Below are 23,614 nucleotides of genomic sequence, written 5' to 3'. Positions count from 1 at the left end.
GCGCTTGTCAATCAAGCGCTTTTTGCTCCAAAAATCGCAGCAAACCGCTGGAGCGCTGCGTCGGGCTGGCAATGGCCGAGGCCAGCAGCCCCGGCACTTCGGCCCAGAGCGTGAACGCCTCGCGGGCCCGCGTGATGCCGGTGTAGACCAGCTCGCGGTTGAGCACGCTGCCGCCCTGTGCGGACAGCACCAGCGCCGTGTGCTCGAACTCCGAGCCCTGGCTTTTGTGCACCGTCATGGCAAACGCGGTCTCCACATGGGCCAGCCGCGCAGTGCTCACATGGTGCAAGCCATCGCCTTGCAAGAAATACACGCGCAGCCGTGCTGGGTCGGCAAAGCTGGGCAAGGCCATGCCTATATCGCCGTTGAACACGCCCAGCGCCGCATCATTGCGGCTGACCATCACCGGGCGGCCCATATACCACTCGCCCTCCTTGCGGATCACGCCCTGGGCCTGCAACTGGGCTTCCACGGCACGGTTGAGGCCGGCCACACCCCAGTCGCCTTCGCGCACGGCGCACAACAGGCGAAAGCGGTCAAAAGACTGCAGCACCTCCATCACCCAGGCCTGATGCGCAGGCTCGGTCTGCGGGCGGCTTTCGCGCCACAGGCCCAGACTTTGCGCATAAGCGGCATAGCTGGCCTGGCTTCCACGACCTTGCACGGCAGCGCTGGAGACTTCCGCCACCTCGCCTCCTTGTCTGGCCCACAGTACGGCCGAGCGCCCCAGGCGTGAGTGCTCCTCGAGCAAGGCCAGGGCCTGCCGCGCCTCACCCTGGTTCACGGCTTGTGCCAGCTGGCCTATGGGGCCGCCAAAGCGGCGGCTTTTGCGCAGCATCACGGTGTGCTGGGCCAGCGGAAGCGCCGCCTGGGCGGCCACAAAACCGGCGGGAATCTCCAAGCCCGTCACGCGCCGGGCATAGGCCACGGTATCGGGCAGATAGCAGCCAGCCTGCGCATCGCGGCATAGATCGCCAAGCACGGCACCGGCCTCCACCGAGGCCAGCTGGTCCTTGTCGCCCAGCAGAATCAGGCGCGCCGTGGGCGGCAAGGCCTGGAGCAGCGCCGACATCATCTCCAGATGGATCATGGACGCCTCATCCACGATCAGCACGTCCACATCCAGCGGCTTGCCGGCATGGTGGCCCCAGTGGCGGGTATCTGGCCGCGCGCCCAGCAGCGAGTGCAGCGTGCGGGCGCCGCCCATGCGCTGCACCAAGGCCTGCAGATCCAGCTCGCCCTGCACCACGGGGTTCAGGTCCAACAGCGCCGTATCAATCGACTGCTTGAGCCGCGCCGCCGCCTTGCCCGTGGGCGCGGCCAGCGCCACGCGCAGCTGCTGCGCATCGGGTGCGGTGGCAAACAGCAAGGCCAGCAGGCGCGCCGCGGTATAGGTCTTGCCCGTGCCCGGACCGCCCGTAATGACGGACAGCTGGCCGCGCAAAGCCAGCGCGCAGGCCAGCTTTTGCCAGTCCAGATCGACCGCCTCGGCTGAGCTGGTTGAACTGGCAGAAGCGGCAAACAACCGGTCCAGCCAGAGGCGTACCTTGGCTTCATCCACGCCAGCCTCATCCACGGCCGTGCGGCTGGCAATATGCGCAGCCACGCTGCGTTCATAGTCCCAGTAGCGGCGCAGATAAAGCAGCGGAGCTTCGCCGCCCAGCAGCACCAGGGGCTGGCCATGATCGGCATCGCGGCCCAGCACACGCACCACGGGGCTGCGCTGCAAGGCGGCCAGCCAGTCGGTAAGGCTGGCGGGCAGCTGCGCCCATAGCACTTCCTGCGCGGCCAAGGCCTCCTTGGGCCAGGCCAGCACGTTATTGGGGCTGCGCACCAGCTCTGCCAGCGGCAGGCAGCTGTGACCGCGCCCCTCCATCTGCGCCAGCACGGCGGCCGCCATCAGCAAGGCCGGCTGCGCCGCCGCATCCTGGCTCCACAGAAACTGCGCCAGAGCGCTATCAATTCTGCGCAGCAAGCCCGCATCGCTCAAGCGCTGCAAGGCAGTCAGCATGTACTGCACGCTCAGCTCGGGCGCGGCAAACAAATCCTGGGTATGCACATCCAAGTGGCGTTTGCTTTTCATGCCTCGCCCTCCTTCTCCTGCAGCAAGGCATCCAGCCCATCCAGCAGCGCCAGCATGTCGTCGCTGCAGCCCTGCACATGCATGCCTTGCGTCTCGCCATCGATACCGCGCAAAAAGTAGTACAGCGCTCCGCCCAGCTGCTGTGCGGGCTCGTAAGCCTGGCCCAGGCGGCTGCGCAGCAGACGGTGCAAGGCCAGCAGGTACAAAGCGGCCTGCACGTCATAGCGGTGGGCCAGCATGGCATGGGCCAAGGCCTGGGGAGTGTAGGCACCGGCATCCGGGCCCAGATGGTTGGTCTTGTAATCAAGCACCCAGTAGCGCCCCTGGTGGCTGAACACCAGGTCGGCAAAGCCCATCAACATTCCGTGCAGCTCGCGCTGCGGCAGCGCCGGGCGCGGCAGGCCGGGCAGGATGTACTGGCGGCACAGCGCATCGATGCGCGGAGCCGAGAGCTTGTGGGCCGGCAACCAGAACTCCATCTCGGCCAGCAAGGCCTGTTCCCGACCCAGCTGCACCAGGCTGGTCTGCAGCGGCGGCAGCGGCTGGTGCACCACGGCGCGCAACCAGCGCAGCACATCCAGCGCCTGATCCTTGCGGCCTGCGCGCTCACAGCGGCGCAGCAACCGGGTCTCCAGCGCACTGAACTCCCCTGCTTCGCTCGGCACCTGCGGCAGGTCAAAGCCCTCGCCCATCAGCCATTCCAGCTGGTCGTGCAGAAAGTTGCCCACCACGGGGCCGCGCATGAAGCGGTGCCAGACGGCAGCCACGGGCGCGGCCTGCATGGGCAGGCCTGGCAGCAAAGCGTCCGGCAAGGTGTTGGCAGATGCGTTGTCGGCGGCGTCCGGCGTTGCAGCCGGCGCCTCATCGTCGGCCGGATGCAGGGACACCACGGGCAGCACCGGCACGCTGGGAGCGGCCATGGCCCGCGTCAGCGAGGTAAAACTGCCAATACCCCAGCGTCGGTCAAATTCCGCCGCGTACTGGGGCGCGGCCAGCAGCGCCGGAGCGGCCTCTGGCGACTGCCAAAGCTGCAGCTCGGGCAGCTGCGCCGGCAGATCCAGCACAGCAATCTGTTCGCAGCCATCGGCCAAGGCGCCCAGTTGCTGGCGCCAGCCGGGCAGGGATTGCGCCTCATCGCCGGCCAGCAGATAGCCGGCCGAGCCTTTCTCATTCACGCAGGCCTTGCCATTGCCGCGCTTCATGGGCGCCATGCCCATCCACAGCGCGTGGCGCGGACGGGTGAGCGCCACATAGAACAGCCGCAAATCCTCACGCAGCCGCTCGCGGTCGGCCTGCGCCAGCTGCTCGTCGTCATAGTCCAGCACCAGTTCGCGCGCCGGGCCTGCCTCGCCCTGCACGGGCAGCGACAGATAGGCCGTGCCGCGCCGCTCCATGAGCCTGAAGCTGCCGGCAAACGGCAGGCAGACCACGGGATATTCCAAGCCCTTGCTTTTGTGCACCGTCACCACCTTGACCAGATCGGCATCGGATTCCAGTCGCACGATCTGCGCCTCGCCGCCGCTGCCTGGCTGCTCGATCTGCGTGGCCAGCCAGCGGATCAAGGCTTGTTCACCCTCCAGCTGGGCGCTGGCAGTTTGCAGCAACTCGGCCAGGTGCAGATAGTTGGTCAGCCGCCGCTCGCCCCCCAGCTCGGCCAGCCAGCGCGCAGGCAGCTGGAAGCGGTATAGCGTCTGGCGCAGCATGGCCAGCACGCCGTGGCGCAGCCACAGGCTGTGCAACTCGCGCAGTTGCTCGCTTTGGGCATCAAAGGCCTCTTCATCGGCGGCCAGCCAGGCCAGTTCGTCCAGCGTCAGGCCCATCAAACGGGTGGCCAGACCCGCGCGCGCTGCCATTGCATCCAGCGGCGCGGCCACGGCGCGCAGCCAGTACAGCAGGTCTTGCGCCTCGTCGCTGGCAAACACCGAATCCTGATCAGACAGATACACCGAAGCCACCGAACGCTGGGCCAAAGCACGGCGCACGGCGGCAGCCTCCTTGCCGGTACGCACCAGCACGGCAATATCGGCGGGCCGCAGGCGCTGCAGCGGCTTGCCCGGCTGCGCAAAACCCGTGGCCTCATCCATCAGCCACTGCACGATCCGGTCGGCACAATGCTCGGCAAACCGGCGACGAATCACCTCGTTGCTCAGCGGCTCATCGCTCACGGAGCCATCCCAGGCCACGGTCAGCGCGGCCATGGGCTGGGCCCCGGTCATCAGCACCTCGGCGCGGCCGTTGGCAACCACAGCCTCAAATGGCAGAGGATTCTCGGCGCTGCTCTGGCGGAACATGAAAGCGCCTTCGCCGGGCCGCTTTTCTGCCTCGGCAAACCAGTGATTGACGGCAGCCACCAGAGCCTGGGTGGAGCGGAAATTGGTGCCCAGCACATAGTGCCGGCCCTCGGTGGCTTGGCGCGCCTGCAGATAGCTGTAAATGTCGGCACCGCGAAACCCGTAAATCGACTGCTTGGGATCGCCGATCAGCAGCAAAGCACTTTCCGAGTCGTTGTCGGCCGTGCGGTAAATCTGCTCAAACAGACGGTATTGCAGCGGCGAAGTGTCCTGAAACTCGTCAATCAGCGCCACCGGGTACTGGGCCAGAATGCTGGCCCTGAGCGCCGCGCCGTTCTCGCCAGCCAGCGCGCCATCCAGCCGCTGCAGCATATCGGCAAAACCGAAGGTGCCGGCTTGGCGCTTGAGCCATTGCAGACGTTGTCGCACCTGGGCCGCAGCATGCAGGCGCAGCACCACGGCCATGCTGGGAATCCGGGCCAGCTGGCCCAACAGCTGCTGCAGCTGGGCAAATTCCGTGGGCAGCAGCAAATCCATGGTCGAGCCTTTGAAGGCCTCGGCCATGCCCTCGGGGCTCAGGCGCTTGCGCGCGGCATCCGTCAACTCCAAGGTGCTGTTCAAAGGGTCAGCGGCCCAGGCCGCAATCTGCGCCAGCCAGCCCGTGTAGCGCCCCGGCTGCAGCTTGCGCTTGTCCCATAGGGCACCGTTGCCGTCCAGCTGCGCATCCAGCCAGGTCTGCAAGCGCTGGGTCTTGTCCGCCCAACCCTCGGCCAGGGCTTGCAAGGCCTGGCACCGCTGTTGCCGGGCTTGCGCCACGCATTCGGCCAGCGAGCCGGCTCCGGCCTCGGCCGGCACCGCCTCGCGCTGCAGTGACTGCATATCGCCCACCAGCGCCCCCACATGGGGCCAGACCTCAAGCACCTGCTCCAGCAGTTCGCCAGACAGGGGGTAGCACTGCTGGCGCCAATAGTCCTGGGCCGCTTCGATCTGGCGCTGGCTTTCATCGGCTTCCAGCGTCTCGTCAAACAGGTTGCCGCTGTCGAAAGCATGCTCGCGCAGCATGCGCTGGCACCAGGCGTCTATGGTGTGAATGGCCGCGTCGTCCATGCATTGCGCGGCCATGTCCAGCCGCCATGCAGCGGCTGCGCGCAGCGGGCCTTCGGGATAGACCGCGCGCAGATCGCGCAGGAACACATCGTGCTCCTCAGGCTCTTGCTCGCCGCGAAAGCATTTGACGGCATTCACCAGGCGATCGCGAATCCGGTCCGACAGCTCGCGCGTGGCGGCCCGGGTAAAGGTCATGACCAGAATATCGGGCGGCATCAGCGGCCGGTTGAAGCCCTGCTCGCCGCCATGGCCCAACACCAGGCGCAGATACAGGGCGGCAATCGTCCAGGTCTTGCCCGTGCCCGCGCTGGCCTCGATCAGGCGCGAGCCCCAGAGCGGAAGCTGAAACGCATCAAGAATATGGCTGGCCGCCTGGGTCATGGGATTCATCTCTTGTGGCCTGCTCATGCCTGTCCCTGGTTCAGCTCGGGCAAGGCCTCGGTGCGCAGGTACTGGCTTTTCCATTCCAGCAGGGGGGTGTAAGCCGTCTTGGCCAGGTCTTGAAACTGGCCGCTGGCCAGCAAGTCGTCCCAACCGGCATAGCAACGCGCCCAGCTGGCATCCGTGCATTCGCCGTCCAGCACATGGCTGCCCTCATAGGCCGTCGTGGCGGCGCGCAGATCGTCAGCGGCAGCGGCCATGGCCGTGCGCAACGGCAAGGGCAAGGGCGCGCTCTGGCCTTGCAGCCACAAGGTCATCAAGGACCGCAGCGCCGATTGTGCTTGGCGCTGCTCCATGGGCAAGGCCCAGAGCACGGTATCGCGCGCCACCACACAGCCCAGGGCCTGTGTGCCCGTGGCAGACAGAGCCAGGCTGCGCACATAGATGGACAGCAGCTTGTCCGCACGCGGCTGGCGCTCCTTGTCCAGGAGGCTACGCGGGTCCATGGCAAACCAGCTCAGTTGAAATTCATGGGCCTGCGCCGTGAGGGCGTCGCTGCGCTGACGCAGACCGTCCACCCAATCATCCAGCAGCAAGTCATTTTCTTGTAGCAGCAAGCGCATTCTGGATGCCGGCTGCGGCCATTCTTTCATCAGATTTTGCCAAGCCACCAGCGAGGGTGTGACCTGGGCTTGCAAGACCTGGGCTTCGCGTGCACCCAGACCCGCCAGCGGCAGCACGCCCGCGCGCGCCAGGCGTTGCACCTGTTGCTGCACCTGCCGCGAGACATCTGCATCCACCAAATCTCCGGCATGAACCAGCTGCGTGACCACGTCTTGCTGCAGCTGCTGCACCAGGCTGTAGGCGGTCAGGCCGTCCACCTGGAACAGCTCGTCGTCTTCGATGACCTCCTCGTCCGGCTCGAAGCGCACCAGCAGCCGGTTGCGCAAAAAAGCACGGGCAGGGTGGCGCAGAAAATCCGTCAACCGCGCCAGCGTGAGCGGGGTGCCAGCATCCAGCACAAAGGGCACGGCCTGGGAGGCGACGGCCGCAACTTGCGCCGCGTGCGCCGCATGCCACTCGCGGGCATAGGTGCGCACAGCGGAATCGGCCTCGAAATAACGGCGGCTAAAGGGTTGCAGCGGGTGCTGATGCGTGCGCTGCGCCAGCAACTTGCCTCCCTCCTCGCCCTGCCAGGCCTGCTCCAGATAGTCACGCAGCTGCGAAACCAGTACGGACGGCGGCTGCTCGCTGTTGTCGCGCACATGGCGCCCAGCCCAGCTGATGTAGAGCATGCGCCGCGCAGACAGCAGAGCATCGAGCATGAGCTGGCGATCGTCATCGCGCCGGGCCCGGTCGCCGGGACGCGATTGCTTTGGCAAGGCCATCAGATCGAAATCGGAACGGCTGGCACGACGCGGATAGTCGCCATCATTCATGCCCAGCAGGCAAACCACCTCAAACGGAATCGCCCGCATGGGCATGAGGGTGCAGAAGGTGACGCCACCGGCACGAAAGCGCTGGTTCAAGGCGGGTTCCGACAAGGCCTGCAGCCAGGCCTCCTGGGCAACTTCCAACACCAGCTCGGCATGAAAATCGGCCTGCTCGCAGGCTCTTTGCCAGTGGACCAGGGCCATATCCAACGCGGCCAGCAAAGCCTGATCCTCATCGCTACGGCTGACAAAAAAATCGTCCAGCAGGGCGCGAAAGCGCTCTGCCCACTGCGCAGGCGCTGCAGGCTCATTGGCGGTTTGCCACCATTGCAGCAGACGCTGCAGCAAGCTGGCCAGGCTGCCGGCCAGCTCGGCACTGAGACCACCAACCTCGTCATAGGGCTCAATCCCGGCAAAAGCCTGGACTTGCGTCTCGGCGCTGCCGCCGCTGGCATAGCCCAGCAACATGCGTTGCAGACCAAACCAGGCGCTATTGGGGTCGCCGCAGGCCTGCAAGCCCAGTTGCGAACGCTGGGCTTCATTGAGGCCCCAGCGTATGCCCGCCCCCGCCATCCAGCGGGTGAGCTGCGGCAGCTCATCGGCATCCAGCCCCACACGGGCCGCCACGGCAGGCACATCCAGCAGATCGCATAACTCACTCAAGCGGCAGCGCTGCTGCGGCAGCTTGAGCAACCATTGCAGCGCCGTGATCAGCGGGCTGCTGGCGCGCGCGCCCATGTCGGCAATATCGAAAGGGATGTATCGCGCATCGTGGCGCCCGTACTGGCCGAACACAGCACGGATGGACGGCGCCGCCTCTTCGATCGCCGGCAGCATGACCACCACATCGCGCGGGGCCAGCCTTGCCTGCTCGCCTTGCGCAGGTTGGGCCAGCATGTGCAGCAATTCATCGTGCAACACCTCCAGCTCCCGCACCAGGCCATGGGCCTTGTGGAAAACGATGGAGCGGTCAGCTGCGGGAATCTGCAGCTGCGGATGCTCGGCCAGCGGCACCAGATCGCGTATGCGCTGCTGCACCTGGGTGAGCAAGGGAGCCTGCGCCAGATCATGGGCATCGGCTTCGTCATACACATCCACACGCGGCCAGCTCCATTGTGCAGCCACCTCGTCCGTGGTGTCGAAGCTGTCGAGCTGGCGCACATAGTCGCGGCTTTGCCGGCCCCAGGCCGCCAGCAGCGGATGGGCATGGGCGTGCATGGCCTCCAGCGGTATGCGCGCCAGATCCTGCCCCCCTCGATGCGGGTGACGGCGGCGCTCCTGCCGTAGCAGCTCGCGCCCGTCAATCGCATCGGCCCAGTGGAAACGGCAGGGGTTGGGCACGGCAATCAGCACCTGGCTGTGCTGGGCAATGCCACTGAGAAACTGCATCAGAGACAGCGGCATCTGGCTCATGCCGAAAACCACCACCCGGCGGGCCAGCGGACTGACCGGCGGCTGACCGGATTGCAGCGCAGCCAGCACGCGCGCCAACAAGGCAGGGCGCGTGGCTTCGCGTTCCACCTCATCAAGCTCGGCCAGTACCGTGCGCCACAGGCTGGGCTGCCACAGCTGGCCTTCGGGGACGGGCACATCGGGGCGCCCGGGGTTGCGCAGCACAGCCAGCCCCTGGGCCCAGGCATCCAGCCAATCGGCCCGGTAAATCTGATACTGGTCAAACAGGTCGGCCAGGCGCTCGGCCAGCTGCAGCAGGCGCTGAGGTTCGCCAGGTCGCAAAAAGCTGGCAATCGGCGCAAATTCAGGCTGCTCCAGACATTGCGGCAGGATGCGCATCAGACGCCAGATCATGGGCGTTTCGTCCAGCGGCGATTCACGCGGCACCTTGTCCGCACCCAAAATCTGGCGATAGCTGCGCCACACAAAACGCGCGGGCAGCTCGACCCGGGCGGCGGCACACACGCCTTGGGCCGCTGCCATGCGCATCTTGAACCACTCGGCCATGCCGTTGCTCTGCACCAGCACGATCTCCGGCTCCAGCACCTGCAGCGGATGCGCGGCCAGCCAGGCCAGCACCGTATCGGCCAGCGCTTCGGTCTGATTTCCATGCAGGGCGATCAGCCCCGGCTGCCATTGTGTCGTCACGTAAGCCCTCCCAATGCCCTGCCTGCGCCTTGTACGCCGGCAGCATGGCAAGCAGCGAGCTTACCGCGTCTTGTCTACCCCGCGGCTGCATGCCGAGCGCCCGCAAAATCCCAGGGCCCGGGCCTTGATGCAATGAGAAAAGCCCCAGTACTTTGCAGTACTGGGGCTTTGAATCTGGTGGCCTGGGACGGAATCGAACCGCCGACACAAGGATTTTCAATCCTCTGCTCTACCGACTGAGCTACCGGGCCTTTTTCATTCAGCGTTGATGTTTGCTGAAGTCGTGATTATATGCATACTTTCGCCATCGCATCGTGCCTAGGCATCCGGCGATGAAGTCGCCGTTAGAAATCAGGCCTGAATGCAAAAATCCCCAGTACCTTGCAGCACTAGGGATTTGAATTTGGTGGCCTGGGACGGAATCGAACCGCCGACACAAGGATTTTCAATCCTCTGCTCTACCGACTGAGCTACCGGGCCTTTTCTTTATGCTCTCGCATACCGAAGCCACGATTATATGCATACTTTTCGATCTCAAATCGAAATACGCCAATTTTCTGAAAATTATCCGCGGCGATTGCGTCCGAGGTCCACGCCCAGTTGTCGCAGCTTTCGGTACAGGTGGGTACGCTCCAGCCCCGTCTTCTCGGCCACACGCGTCATGGAGCCGCCTTCACGGGCCAGATGGAACTCGAAATAGGCTTTTTCAAATCCATCACGAGCTTCACGCAACGGGCGATCCAGGTCAAAGCCCTGGTGGGCATGGGGCAGATTGTCTTCAGTTGCCTGAGCCGAGACGCTGGTGGCCAGCGTCGGTGCGATGCCATCATTGCTGGCGGCTGTAGATTCAGCCGCCTGGCTGGTCGAGCTTCGGGCCAGACCCTGCTCCACCGCTTTGAGCAGCTTTTGCATGGTGATGGGCTTTTCCAGAAAGGACAGCGCGCCTATGCGCGTGGCTTCCACAGCCGTCTCTATCGTGGCATGACCGCTCATCATGATGACGGGCATGGTCAGCTGTCCGGCCGTTGCCCATTCCTTGAGCAGCGTGACGCCATCCGTATCCGGCATCCATATATCCAGCAACACGAGGTCATAGGCATTGGAGGCACGCGCTATGCGCGCCTGATTGGCGTTCTCCGCCACGTCCACACTATGACCTTCGTCGTTGAGGATTTCCGACAACAAATCCCGGATCCCCAGTTCGTCGTCGACCACCAGTATGTTTGCCATGTGTCTAAAGCCTATTGCTATGCGGTGTGCGAGGCGGCATCAGGCCACGTCGCACGGTCATCAGGTGCAAATGATAGCGAGACTCGTGCACCTTGCACTATCCCGTCTTCCTCTCGATTACCCAGGTCAACCCGGGCATGGTGCTCGTCGGCAATCTTTTTAACCACTGCCAGACCCAGTCCCGTGCCACGCGATTTGGTAGTCACGTAGGGCTCAAACGCCCGTTGCAGTATGTTGGCAGCAAATCCCGTGCCACTGTCGCTGATGCTCAGCCTTACCCGTTGTGTTGAATCAATCCAGCGGGTTTCAATAGTGACGGGCCCTGGAGTCTGCCCGGTTTCCTGAGCCTTTTGCATCGTCGCGTCCTGCGCATTTTGCAAAAGATTGTGGATGACCTGTCGCAACTGCTGGCTGTCACCATGAATGGGAGGGCATTGCTCGTCCAACATGGCGTCTACGCGCACCGTCGCATTTTCCTCGCCATAGAGCTGAAGCACCTCGGTCACCAGAGTGTTCAAGTCTAACGCCTGCAGATTGGCGGCCGGTAAACGCGCATATTCGCGGAACTCGTCCACCAGCCGTTTCATGGCGGCCACCTGATCCACGATGGTTTTGACGGATTTGGCCAGCAGGGCTTGCTCCGTTGGCTGCAGCTTGTCGGTAAGCTTCATCGCCATGCGCTCCGCAGACAGCTGAATCGGGGTCAGCGGATTCTTAATCTCGTGCGCCACCCGTCGCGCCACTTCGCCCCAAGCCTGTGCACGCTGGGCGGACACAATCTCGGAGATATCGTCAAACACCAGCAGGCGCTGGTCATCCGGCAGCTCTGCACCACGCATGACCAGGCTCGTCGTGTTGTGCACCACGTCGCCGTCGCCGCCGTCGAGCTCGAACACCAGCTGCCAGCGGTCGCGCCCCTGGGCGGCATTGGGATCGCCAAGGAACAGGGCAAACTGCTCCTGCACCACACGGGCAAATTCCTGCAGCCCCGACACATCGCGCAAGCGCTTGCCCTGGAACACTGCCATGGGCGCACGCAAGATACGGGTCGCGCCCGGATTGCTGAGCACGATGCGTCCCTGGTCATCGAGCACGATGACACCCGAAGTCAGATTGTCCAGAATGGTTTGCAGATTGGCGCGGGCGGAATCGAGCTGCAGCAAATTACGGTTGGCATCCGAGCGTGCATCGGCCAGCTGCTGTGTCATCACCGCAAACGAGCGGGTCAGCCCACCGATTTCATCCTTGTTCTGCAGGGCGGGCTTGGGCCGCAGATCGCCTCTCGCCACATCGCGCATGCCCTGGGCCAACAAAAGCAGCGGTTTGGCCAGCTGATTGCCCAGCACCACGGCCAGCACCACGGCACCAAACACGGCCAAAAACAGGGCCAGCGTGAGCGTGCCTATATACATGCGCTGCAGGCCGCCACGGGCCAGGGCGCGCTCCTGGTACTCCCGGTTCGCCTCCTGCACGGCCAGGGCATTGGTCACCAAACTGGACGGCAGCGGGATGGTGGCTTGCAGATAGCGCGGTTCTTCCAACAGGTTGACGGAAGGGTTGGGCACCTGCACCAGGGTCCGCACGCGGGCGTTGGCAGCAGCCTTTTCTGAAGGGCCTTCGGTTTCGTCATCCAGCCCTTCGATGCTGGCAATCGTTCGCTGCTCGCGCAGAGTGCGCAGCTCCTGCGTGCTGGGGCGCTCCGGCTGCAGATCGAATTGGGATTTACCGACACTGGCAATGGCCCGGCCCGAGGCGCTCCAGAGCACGGCATCCGTGGCGCCAATCTGATCCCGTATGCGCTCCAGCACCAGCGCCGCACCGGTGTCGGACACCGTGGACAGCTGAGCGACTGCCGTGCGGGTGTTATTGGCCATGTCGTTGGCCACCGTCTCCAGCGTGGCGCTGGCCAGACTCACCCCGGCGGACAGCGCCCCTTCCACCTTGACATCGAACCAGCTCTCGATGGAGCGGGACACAAACTGATAGGACACGACATAAATCAGCAAGCCCGGCACCAGGCCCACCAGAGTGAAGATACCTGCCAGCTTGAGCAGCAGCCGGCTGCCGAAACGTCCACGGCGCAGGCGCAGGGCAAGACGTATGCCGCCCCACAGCAAAATGAACAGCAACAGGCCTGCGGCCACCACATTGGCGGCAAACAGCCAGTTGTAATTCCTCTCGTAGGCCAAGCGGTTATTCGTAGCCAAGGTGAGCAGAAACAGCAGCATCACGCCGACAACGGCCATCAAAGCCACGCCCGTACCCACGGCCAAGCGGGTGGCGCGGGACCAGCGCGTGGTGGACGGCAGCGCGCCTTCGGAATCCAGATGCTTGAAATCAGCCATCAGGGCTCCAGTATCTGTGTGCGCGAGAGTTGCAAATTCCAGCCCGAACGGCCGAGAGCGCCAATTTGCAAAGGCCTTGGCAAGGCCGACAAATCCACTCTGAAGCGCAGTTGTACCGAGACACCCGAGGTGCCATTGAGCTGCCCCGGCTCCATGATCTTCCAGCGCGAGATGCGCTGAATGGCAGCAAGTGCGTCTTCCAGCTGCTCATAGGTCTGGCCCAGAACCAGCCCCCCGGAGGAACTGGTGAAGGCGTTATTGGAGATATGCAGACGCCAGCGGCGTGTCAGCGGCTGGTGGGTGAGGCGGTAATAGCGCGTGGCCGTGCCCAGTTGCTGGTCGGACCAGTACCAGCGCTCGCGCTGCACCTGGGCTTCGGCAGCAAAGTAAATGGGGATGCCCTGCCGCAGGGCATCATCGACCTGCATGGGCAAATCGAACTGCAGATTGGCAGACAGAAACAGGCCTTCGTCACTACGCTCGACCTTCATGGAACTGATATCGGCCGGCACCGTGTCCGCCCAGCTTTTCATCAGCATGCCGGAAGCCGCCAGACACAGCATGCAGGCCAGCAGCGTTCGCCACCAAGCCTGCGCGAAAGTGTCAGCGCGTTTTTTCCAGCAGTGCGTAATAAAAGCCGTCGTGGTCACCTAAAGCATTGTCAGTCAGCCCATCCGCTTTTTCCGGTTTGCCAGGAATTAAATGCCCTGCCGCAGGCAAGCTGAGCGCCGTAGTGTTGCGTGCAAGAAACGCTTGCACCTGAGCCTCCCCCTCGGCCTTGAAGACCGAGCAGGTGCAATAAACCATGCGCCCGCCGGGTTGCAGCAAGGGCCACAAGGTATCGAGAAGACGGGATTGAATCTCCCCCAGCTGGGCAATATCGGTTTCACGGCGCAGCCAGCGTGCATCGGGCTGGCGGCGCACAATGCCCGAAGCCGAGCAAGGCGCATCCAGCAAAATGGCATCGAACAGCTCGCCACCGCACTGCGATGCAAACCACTGATCAGGCGCGCTGGCGTCTGCCACCAGCACCTGGGCCTTGAGGCCCAAACGGCCCAGCGTGTCATCAATGCGGTGCGCGCGCTCAGCATCGATCTCCAACGCCGTCACTTGCAGCGAGCCAGGCGCGGCATATTCCAGCAAATGCGCCGTTTTGCCGCCGGGTGCTGCGCAGGCATCGAGCACGCGCAGCGGGCGGCCTGCTACCGGCGTCAGGCCCTTGAGCAGCAAGGGAGCGGCCAGTTGCGCGGCCGCATCTTGCACGGAAGCCCAGCCTTCGGCGAAATGCGGCAACTCGTTCACCGGCGCAGCATGCTCCAGCTGCAAGCCCATATCCGCCACCAATGAAGCTCTCAAATCAATAGCTTCAAGCGCCTTCAGGTACTGGGATTGAGTGCATTTTTGCTGATTAACACGCAAGGTCATGGGCGGCTGCGCATTGTTGGCGGCCAAAATGGTCTGCCAATCCTGCGGATGGTCTTTTTTCAGACGTTCTATCCACCAGGCAGGATGGTTCCAGACGGCCACCGGGCTCGCTTGCGTGGCCGCAACCAGCGCATCACGCTCGCGCAAAAAACGGCGCAAACAGGCGTTGATAAAACCCGACTGGGCACGTGCCGCACCGCGCTTGGCCGCTTCGACGGCCTGATTGACCAGGGTAAACGGCGGATACGGTGCCTGCTCATCCGTCCAGGCCAGGGCCAAGGCGGTGCACAGCAAGGCACTGACCTTGGGGGCCGGAGCGCGCGGCGCCAGCTGCTTTTGCAGCGCTTGCGCACGACCCAGATTGCGCAGCACCTGGAACAACAAAGCCTGGACACCGGGGCGCAAGCGCTGTGGCACCTGTGCCAACACCGTCTTGCTCGACTGCCCACCCAAGATGCCATGCAGGGCCTGGGCCACGGCATCCAATTGCTGCCACAGCGCAGGCGCATGGTGCTGATCTGCTGTGGGCTGCTTTTTCTCGGGCTTTTGATTCATGGACGACAGGCCTTGAAGCCAAGGCAGATTTAAATAATTCTTCAAAAGAAAAACGCTCCCGTCTGCGGCAGGCAGAGCGGGAGCGCACAGCTGAGCTCAATCCAGGGCGGTTGCCCACCCTGGATCCGGCTGCAGCTTACTCGGCAGAAGCGTCGCTGGAAGCTTCGTCGGCGGTCACGCCAGCCAGTTCAGCCGCTTCGGCATCGGCGATGGCACGGCGCTCGGCGTCGTCCATTTCGTCCTTGGCCTTGCGTGCCTGGTGGTAGGCCAGACCGGTACCGGCAGGGATCAGACGACCCACGATCACGTTTTCCTTCAGGCCACGCAGCTCGTCGCGCTTGCCCATGATGGCAGCCTCGGTCAGCACGCGGGTTGTTTCCTGGAAGGAAGCAGCCGAGATGAAGGAGTCGGTCGACAGCGAAGCCTTGGTAATACCCAGCAGCACGTTGGAGTACGTTGCAGGAATCTTGCCTTGCTTTTGCATGTCCTCGTTGGTGTTGAGCACTTCCGAGCGTTCGACCTGCTCACCCTGGATGTAGGTGGTCTCGCCTGGGTTCTCGATCACAACGCGGCGCAGCATCTGGCGAACGATCACCTCGATGTGCTTGTCGTTGATCTTCACGCCTTGCAAGCGGTACACGTCCTGAACTTCGTCCACGATGTAGCGCGACAGCTCTTCGATACCCAGCAGACGCAGGATGTCCTGCGGATCGGCCGGGCCGTCCACAATGGATTCACCCTTGTTCACCACCTGGCCTTCGTGGACCAGAATGTTGCGCTCCTTGGGTACCAGCTCTTCCCAGACCTTGCCTTCCAGATCGGTGATCTGCAGGCGGATCTTGCCCTTGGTTTCCTTACCGAAGGACACGGTACCGGTCATCTCGGCCAGAGTGCCCTTGTCCTTGGGCGTACGGGCTTCGAACAGCTCGGCCACGCGAGGCAGACCACCGGTAATGTCGCGGGTCTTCTGACCTTCGACGGGGATACGGGCCAGCACTTCGCCGGGGCCCACATCCTGGCCATCACGCACCTGGATCAGAGCGCCGACCTGGAAGCCGATCGTCACTGCGTGGTCGGTACCAGGAATCTTCACTTCCTGGTTGTTGGCATCGATCAGCTTGACCTGGGGACGCACGACCTTGGCAGAACCGCGACGCTTGGGATCGATCACCACCAGAGTGGACAGACCGGTCACTTCGTCGACCTGCTTGGCAACCGTCAAGCCTTCTTCCACATTCTCGAAATTCACCCGACCGGCGTATTCCGTAATGATGGGGCGAGTCAGCGGATCCCAGTTAGCCAGGATCTTGCCAGCCTTGATGGCTTCATCGGGCTTGACCGTCAACACAGCGCCGTAAGGCACTTTGTGACGCTCACGCTCGCGACCGTTTTCAGCAATCACGATTTCGCCGGAGCGCGAAATCACGACCAGCTCACCCTTGGTGTTGCTCACATAGCGCATCGTGCTGTTGAAGCCGATGGAGCCGTTGGACTTGGCTTCCACGCTCGACGCGATGGCTGCACGCGAAGCCGCACCACCGATGTGGAACGTACGCATGGTCAGCTGGGTACCGGGTTCACCGATGGACTGGGCTGCAATCACGCCCACGGCTTCGCCGAGGTTGATCATGCCGCCACGGCCCAAGTCGCGGCCATAGCAGGTGGCGCACAGACCAAAGCGGGTTTCGCAGGTCAGGGCCGTACGGACCTTGATCTCGTCCACGCCTTGAGCTTCCAGCTCTTCGATGTTGTCTTCGTCCAGCAGCGTGCCTGCGGCCATCAACACAGTGCGTGTTTCAGGGTGCAGAACGTCTTCAGCGACGGAACGGCCCAGCACGCGATCGCGCAGGGATTCGATCACTTCACCGCCTTCGACGATGGCGCGCATCAGGTAGCCGTTGAACGTACCGCAGTCTTGTTCGTTCACGACCAAGTCTTGCGTCACGTCCACCAGACGACGAGTCAGGTAACCGGAGTTAGCTGTCTTCAACGCCGTGTCGGCCAGACCCTTACGGGCACCGTGGGTCGAGATGAAGTACTGCAACACATTGAGGCCTTCGCGGAAGTTCGCGGTAATAGGCGTCTCAATAATGGAACCGTCAGGCTTGGCCATCAGACCACGCATACCGGCCAGCTGACGAATCTGGGCTGCAGAACCACGGGCGCCGGAGTCGGCCATCATGTAAATGGCGTTGAAAGACTCTTGCTCCACTACGTTGCCGTGACGGTCGGTGGTCTTTTCAACCTTCAGCTGGTCCATCATCACCTTGGACACGTCGTCGCCGGCCTTGCCCCAAATGTCCACCACCTTGTTGTAGCGCTCACCGGAGGTCACCAGACCCGAGACGTACTGCTGCTCGATTTCCTTCACTTCGCCTTCGGCACGGGCCAGGATCTCAGCCTTTTGCGGAGGCACCAGCATGTCGTCGATCGACACGGAGAAACCAGCGTGAGTCGACAGACGGAAGCCGTTTTGCAGCAGCTTGTCGGCGAACACCACGGTAGCCTTCAGGCCGCAGCGACGGAAGGACGCATTGATCAGCTTGGAGATTTCCTTCTTCTTCAGTGCCTTGTTCATGTTGGTGAACGCCAGGCCCTTGGGAAGAATCTCGGACAGCAGAGCACGACCCACCGTGGTTTCAACCAACGAGGTCACAGGCTCGAATTCGCCGGTGTCCTTGTTCTTGTTCCACTCGGTCAGGCGCACGCTGATCTTGGCATGCAGCTCGGTTTCGTTGGCATCCAGTGCGCGCTGCACTTCAGCCAAGTCGGCAAACACCATGCCTTCGCCCTTGCCGTTGATCATCTCACGCGTGGCGTGATACAGACCCAGCACCACGTCCTGAGAAGGAACGATGGAAGGCTCGCCCGAAGCAGGGAACAGCACGTTGTTGGAGGCCAGCATCAGCGTACGGGCTTCCATCTGCGCTTCCACAGACAAGGGCACGTGAACAGCCATCTGGTCACCGTCGAAGTCGGCGTTGAACGCAGCGCAAACCAGCGGGTGCAGTTGCAGTGCCTTGCCTTCGATCAGGATGGGCTCGAAAGCCTGGATACCCAAACGGTGCAGCGTAGGCGCACGGTTGAGCATGATCGGGTGTTCCTTGATGACTTCTTCAAGAATGTCCCACACCACGGGTGTACCGGCTTCCACTTCCTTCTTGGCAGCCTTGATGGTCGTGGCAATGCCGCGCTGCTCGAGCTGCGCAAAGATGAAGGGCTTGAACAGTTCCAGCGCCATCAGCTTGGGCAGACCGCACTGGTGCAGCTTGAGGTAAGGACCCACGGTAATCACGGAACGACCGGAGTAGTCCACGCGCTTGCCCAGCAAGTTCTGACGGAAACGACCGCTCTTACCCTTGATCATGTCGGCCAGGGACTTCAGGGCACGCTTGTTGGCGCCTGTCATGGCCTTGCCGCGACGACCGTTGTCCAGCAAGCTGTCCACGGCTTCTTGCAGCATGCGCTTTTCGTTGCGCGCAATGATTTCGGGAGCCTTCAGCTCCAGCAGACGACGCAGACGCGAGTTACGGTTGATAACGCGACGGTACAGGTCGTTCAGGTCGGAGGTCGCAAAGCGGCCGCCGTCCAGGGGCACCAGAGGACGCAGATCCGGAGGCAGCACAGGCAGCACTTCCATCACCATCCAGCCGGGACGAATGCCGGACTTCTTGAAGGCTTCCAGCAGCTTCAGACGCTTGGCGTTCTTCTTGACCTTGACTTCGGAGCCGGTCAGATCGCCGCGCAGACGCTCGATCTCGACGTCGATATCAATGCCTTCCAGCAGGTCCTTGATACCTTCAGCGCCCATCTTGGCGGTGAATTCGTCGTAGCCGTATTCGATGCACTTAGCGTCGTAATCGTCTTCGGTCATGATGCTGAACTTCTTCAGCGGAGTCATGCCGGGATCGGTCACCACATAGGCTTCAAAGTACAGCACGCGTTCGATGTCGCGCAGCGTCATGTCCAGCACCAGGCCCAGACGCGACGGCAGGGACTTCAGGAACCAGATGTGGGCGCAAGGTGCAGCCAGGTCGATGTGACCCATGCGTTCACGACGCACCTTGGTCTGTGTGACTTCAACGCCACACTTCTCGCAGATCACGCCGCGGTGCTTCAAGCGCTTGTACTTGCCGCACAGGCATTCGTAGTCCTTGATCGGCCCAAAGATCTTGGCGCAGAACAGACCATCACGCTCGGGCTTGAAGGTACGGTAGTTGATCGTCTCAGGCTTCTTCACTTCGCCGAAAGACCACGAGCGGATCTTTTCGGGCGAGGCCAGGCCGATCTTGATGGCATCGAAATGCTCATCAGGCGTAAATTGCTTGAACAGGTCGAGTAGCGATTTCATAGACTCTTTCCTTTTCAATTAAGAACGTTCGAGTTCAATGTCCAGGCCCAGGGAACGGATTTCCTTGACCAGCACGTTGAACGACTCGGGCATGCCTGCCTCGATGGAATGCTCACCCTTGACGATGGATTCGTACACCTTGGTACGGCCCACCACGTCATCGGACTTCACAGTCAACATTTCCTGCAGCACGTAGGCGGCGCCGTAAGCTTCCAGCGCCCACACTTCCATTTCACCGAAACGCTGACCACCGAACTGAGCCTTACCGCCCAGAGGTTGTTGCGTCACCAGCGAGTACGGACCGGTGGAACGGGCATGCATCTTGTCGTCGACCAAGTGGTGCAGCTTCAGGTAGTGCATGTAGCCGATGGTGGTGGGACGCTCGAAGCGGTCACCAGTGCGGCCGTCATACAGATACGCCTGTGTGCGGGTCTCGGTCAGGCCCTTGCGCTCCTTCAGGTCATCGGGATATGCCAGCTTCAGCATGTCCTTGATTTCCTGCTCGGAAGCACCGTCGAACACGGGAGTGGCAAACGGCACGCCCGTAGTCAAGGTCTGGGCCATGGCCAGAACTTCGTTGTCGTCCAGCTGAGCCAGGTCTTCCTTGCGGCCTCGGCTGTTGTAAACCTCTTCCAGGAAGGCGCGCACTTCAGCAGCACGGGCTTCTTCTTGGAGCATGTTGCCGATGCGCTGACCCAGACCCTTGCCGGCCCAGCCCAAGTGCACTTCCAGCACCTGACCGATGTTCATACGCGAAGGCACGCCCAGCGGGTTCAGCACGATGTCGGCAGTGGAGCCATCAGCCATGTAAGGCATGTCTTCCACAGGCACGATCTTGGAGACCACACCCTTGTTACCGTGACGGCCGGCCATCTTGTCACCAGGCTGCAGACGACGCTTGACGGCCAGGTAGACCTTGACCATCTTCAGCACGCCAGCAGGCAACTCGTCGCCTTGCGTGAGCTTCTTGCGCTTTTCTTCAAAAGCCAGGTCGAAGTTGTGACGCTGCTGCTCAATGGAGTTCTTGATGGACTCCAATTGTGCAGCCACATCGTCTTCTGCCGGACGAATGTCGAACCAGTGGAACTTCTCCACACCGTCCAGATACGCCTTGTCGATCTTGGCGCCCTTGGACAGCTTTTGCGGGCCACCATTGGCCACGCGGCCGGTCAGCAGCTTCTCGATACGGTCGAACGCATCGGCTTCCACAATACGCAGCTGGTCGTTCAGATCCAGACGGAAGCGCTTGAGCTCATCATCAATAATCTGTTGAGCACGCTTGTCGCGCTGGATGCCTTCACGCGTGAACACTTGCACGTCGATCACGGTGCCTTGCGAGCCCTGATCCACACGCAGCGAGGTGTCCTTCACGTCCGAAGCCTTCTCACCGAAGATAGCGCGCAGCAGCTTTTCTTCAGGAGTCAGAGTCGTTTCACCCTTGGGAGTGACCTTGCCCACCAGCACATCGCCGGGTTGCACTTCAGCGCCCACGTAGATGATGCCGGACTCGTCCAGACGGTTCAGTTGCTGTTCCGACAGGTTCGGAATGTCGCGCGTGATTTCCTCTGGGCCAAGCTTGGTATCGCGAGCCATGACCACGAGTTCTTCGATGTGGATCGAGGTGTAGCGGTCTTCAGCCACCACGCGCTCGTTGATCAAGATCGAATCTTCGAAGTTGTAGCCGTTCCAGGGCATGAAAGCGATCAGCATGTTCTGACCGATGGCGATTTCGCCCAGATCGGTAGAAGCGCCGTCCGCCAGCACATCACCCTTGGCCAACTTGTCACCGCGCTTGACGATGGGGCGTTGGTGGATGTTGGTGTTCTGGTTGGAACGCTGATACTTGATGAGGTTGTAGATGTCCACACCCACTTCACCAGCCACTGCTTCGTCGTCGTTCACGCGGATCACGATGCGGGTTGCATCCACGTAATCCACGATACCGCCGCGAGTTGCCGTCACCACGGTGCCGGAGTCCACAGCGGCCACGCGCTCGATACCGGTACCAACCATGGGCTTTTCAGGACGCAGCACAGGCACGGCCTGACGCGACATGTTGGCACCCATCAATGCGCGGTTCGCGTCATCGTGTTCGAGGAACGGAATCAGGGAAGCAGCCACCGACACGATCTGCGCAGGCGACACGTCCATGTACTGCACGCGCTCGGCGGACAGCAGGGTCGATTCACCGTTTTCACGGGCCGACACCAGGTCACCCGTCAGACGGCCTTCGGCGTCCAACTCGGCATTGGCCTGAGCGATCACGTACTTGCCTTCTTCGATGGCAGACAGGTAATCGATCTGGTTGGTCACCTTGCCATCCACCACGCGGCGGTAAGGCGTTTCGATGAAGCCGTATTCATTCAAGCGGGCATACAGGGCCAGCGAGTTGATCAGGCCAATGTTTGGACCTTCAGGCGTTTCGATAGGGCAGACGCGACCGTAGTGGGTCACGTGCACGTCACGCACTTCAAAGCCGGCACGTTCGCGAGTCAAACCGCCCGGGCCAAGAGCCGAAACACGGCGCTTGTGGGTGATTTCGGCCAGAGGATTGGTCTGGTCCATGAACTGCGACAGCTGCGATGCACCGAAGAACTCCTTCAGGGCTGCAGAGATGGGCTTGGAGTTGATCAGATCGTGAGGCATCAGAGGCTCTTGCTCAGCCTGACCCAGACGTTCCTTCACAGCCTTTTCGATACGTGCCAGACCGGTGCGGTACTGGTTTTCGGCCAGTTCGCCCACGCAGCGCACGCGACGGTTGCCCAGGTGATCGATATCGTCGACTTCACCCTTGCCATTGCGCAGATCCACCAAAATCTTGACCACGGCCAAGATGTCTTCGTTGGACAGCACCATGGGGCCGGTTGCGCCATCGCGACCGACCTTGGCATTGAACTTCATACGACCCACGCGCGACAGATCGTACGTATCGGGGTTGTAGAACAGGCGCTGGAACAGCGCTTGCACAGCGTCCTCGGTAGGCGGCTCGCCGGGACGCATCATGCGGTAGATGGCAACGCGGGCGGCAAATTCGTCCACGGTTTCATCGGTACGCAGAGTCTGCGAGATGTAAGCGCCTTGATCCAGTTCATTGGTGTACAGGCATTGCAGATCTTGCACGCCGGCGCTGCGCAGCTTCTTGAGCAGAGCTTCGGTCAACTCTTCGTTGGCCTTGGCAATGATTTCACCGGTGTCGGGATCAACAATGTTCTTGGCGACTACGCGACCAATCAGGAAGTCTTCAGGCACGCTGACGTACTTGGTACCCGATTGCTCCATCTCACGAGTGTGACGGGCGGTGACGCGCTTGTCCTTGGCCACAACGACCTTGCCAGCCTTGTCGGTGATGTCGAAACGGGCAATTTCACCCTTCAGACGATCAGCCACGAACTCCATCTGGGCACCACTGTCCATCAGACGGAAATTGTCGTTGACGAAGAAGTTGGCCAGAATGGTTTCAGGCGTCAGACCGATGGCCTTCAGCAGAATCGTCACAGGCATCTTGCGGCGACGGTCCACACGGAAGAACAGCAGGTCCTTGGGGTCGAACTCAAAGTCCAGCCAGGAACCGCGATAAGGGATGATGCGTGCCGAGAACAGCAGCTTGCCCGAGCTATGGGTCTTACCCTTGTCGTGTTCGAAGAACACGCCAGGCGAACGGTGCAGCTGAGACACGATCACGCGCTCGGTACCGTTGACGATGAAAGAACCCTTTTCGGTCATCAGGGGCACTTCGCCCATGTAGACCTCTTGTTCCTTCACTTCCTTGACCACCTTGGACTGAGCCGTGGAAGACTCACGGTCATAGATGATCAACTGCACCTTGGCACGCACGGCCGAGGCGAAGGTCAGACCACGGGTCTGGCATTCACGAACGTCAAAAGCAGGCTTGGCGAGGTTGTACTCGACAAACTTCATTTCAACGAATCCGTTGTGGGAGACGATGGGGAAAGCGGAATTGAAAGCCGCTTGCAGGCCATCAATGGTACGTTTTTTGGGGGCTACATCTGCCTGCAAGAATGCGGTATAGGCATCTTTTTGCATCTGCAGCAGATAAGGCACTTCGAGCACGCTTTCGCGGCTCCCGAAGCTTTTGCGAATTCGCTTGCGTTCGGTGTAAGAATAGGCCATGAGATCTCCGGGCAAAGACATGAGTCCTGGGTCTGCGACGACTGCCCCACAGAGGATTCACTCTGCGGGCTTGGCGGTTGGCCACTACCAACCATGGCTGACGGTGATGCGTTGCACATCACCCGAACCAAGGCATCTTCTGCTGTCGGATTGTCAGAAGACACTAAAAAGCAGACTCCCCA

The 23,614-nt window shown here is 61.9% G+C and carries 9 protein-coding genes and 2 tRNA genes; all 11 read right to left on the bottom strand.

Features of this window, described 5'->3' with window-relative positions; genetic code table 11:
* Positions 1-7: 7 nt before the first annotated feature.
* Positions 8-2,083, bottom strand: a complete 2,076-nt coding sequence (gene recD / locus ACNAZA_RS10380) for an exodeoxyribonuclease V subunit alpha (RefSeq protein WP_415796499.1) — start codon at positions 2,081-2,083, stop codon at positions 8-10.
* Positions 2,080-5,889, bottom strand: a complete 3,810-nt coding sequence (recB, locus tag ACNAZA_RS10375) for an exodeoxyribonuclease V subunit beta (protein WP_415796498.1) — start codon at positions 5,887-5,889, stop codon at positions 2,080-2,082. The genes recD and recB overlap by 4 nt, the downstream gene beginning before the upstream one ends.
* Positions 5,886-9,395: an exodeoxyribonuclease V subunit gamma gene (recC, locus tag ACNAZA_RS10370; RefSeq protein ID WP_415796497.1), complete on the bottom strand. Its 3,510-nt coding sequence runs from the start codon at positions 9,393-9,395 to the stop codon at positions 5,886-5,888. Before recC ends, recB begins: the two co-directional genes overlap by 4 nt.
* Before the next feature lie 175 nt (positions 9,396-9,570).
* Positions 9,571-9,646 (bottom strand) — tRNA-Phe (locus ACNAZA_RS10365).
* A gap of 153 nt (positions 9,647-9,799) precedes the next feature.
* A tRNA-Phe gene (locus ACNAZA_RS10360) sits at positions 9,800-9,875 on the bottom strand.
* Positions 9,876-9,959: 84 nt separating this feature from the next.
* Positions 9,960-10,625: a response regulator gene (locus ACNAZA_RS10355; protein WP_415796496.1), complete on the bottom strand. Its 666-nt coding sequence runs from the start codon at positions 10,623-10,625 to the stop codon at positions 9,960-9,962.
* A 17-nt stretch (positions 10,626-10,642) separates the two neighbouring features.
* Positions 10,643-12,970, bottom strand: a complete 2,328-nt coding sequence (locus tag ACNAZA_RS10350) for a sensor histidine kinase (protein WP_415796495.1) — start codon at positions 12,968-12,970, stop codon at positions 10,643-10,645.
* Positions 12,970-13,509 carry a DUF4390 domain-containing protein gene (locus ACNAZA_RS10345; RefSeq protein WP_415796494.1) on the bottom strand — a complete coding sequence of 180 codons (540 nt, stop codon included), beginning with the start codon at positions 13,507-13,509 and terminating at the stop codon, positions 12,970-12,972. Before ACNAZA_RS10345 ends, ACNAZA_RS10350 begins: the two co-directional genes overlap by 1 nt.
* A gap of 64 nt (positions 13,510-13,573) precedes the next feature.
* Positions 13,574-14,950 (bottom strand): 16S rRNA (cytosine(967)-C(5))-methyltransferase RsmB, encoded by a 1,377-nt coding sequence (gene rsmB, locus ACNAZA_RS10340; protein WP_415796493.1) that lies wholly within the window; start codon positions 14,948-14,950, stop codon positions 13,574-13,576.
* 136 nt (positions 14,951-15,086) lie between these two features.
* Positions 15,087-19,301, bottom strand: a complete 4,215-nt coding sequence (rpoC, locus tag ACNAZA_RS10335) for a DNA-directed RNA polymerase subunit beta' (RefSeq protein WP_415796492.1) — start codon at positions 19,299-19,301, stop codon at positions 15,087-15,089.
* Between the two features lie 18 nt (positions 19,302-19,319).
* Positions 19,320-23,432 (bottom strand): DNA-directed RNA polymerase subunit beta, encoded by a 4,113-nt coding sequence (gene rpoB, locus ACNAZA_RS10330; RefSeq protein ID WP_120965956.1) that lies wholly within the window; start codon positions 23,430-23,432, stop codon positions 19,320-19,322.
* Between the last annotated feature and the right edge of the window lie 182 nt (positions 23,433-23,614).

This window comes from Comamonas aquatilis, assembly GCF_965139575.1.
Taxonomy (GTDB): domain Bacteria; phylum Pseudomonadota; class Gammaproteobacteria; order Burkholderiales; family Burkholderiaceae_C; genus Comamonas; species Comamonas aquatilis.
Note: the sequence above shows the minus strand (reverse complement) of the source record. Positions and strands in the feature narration are given on the sequence as shown.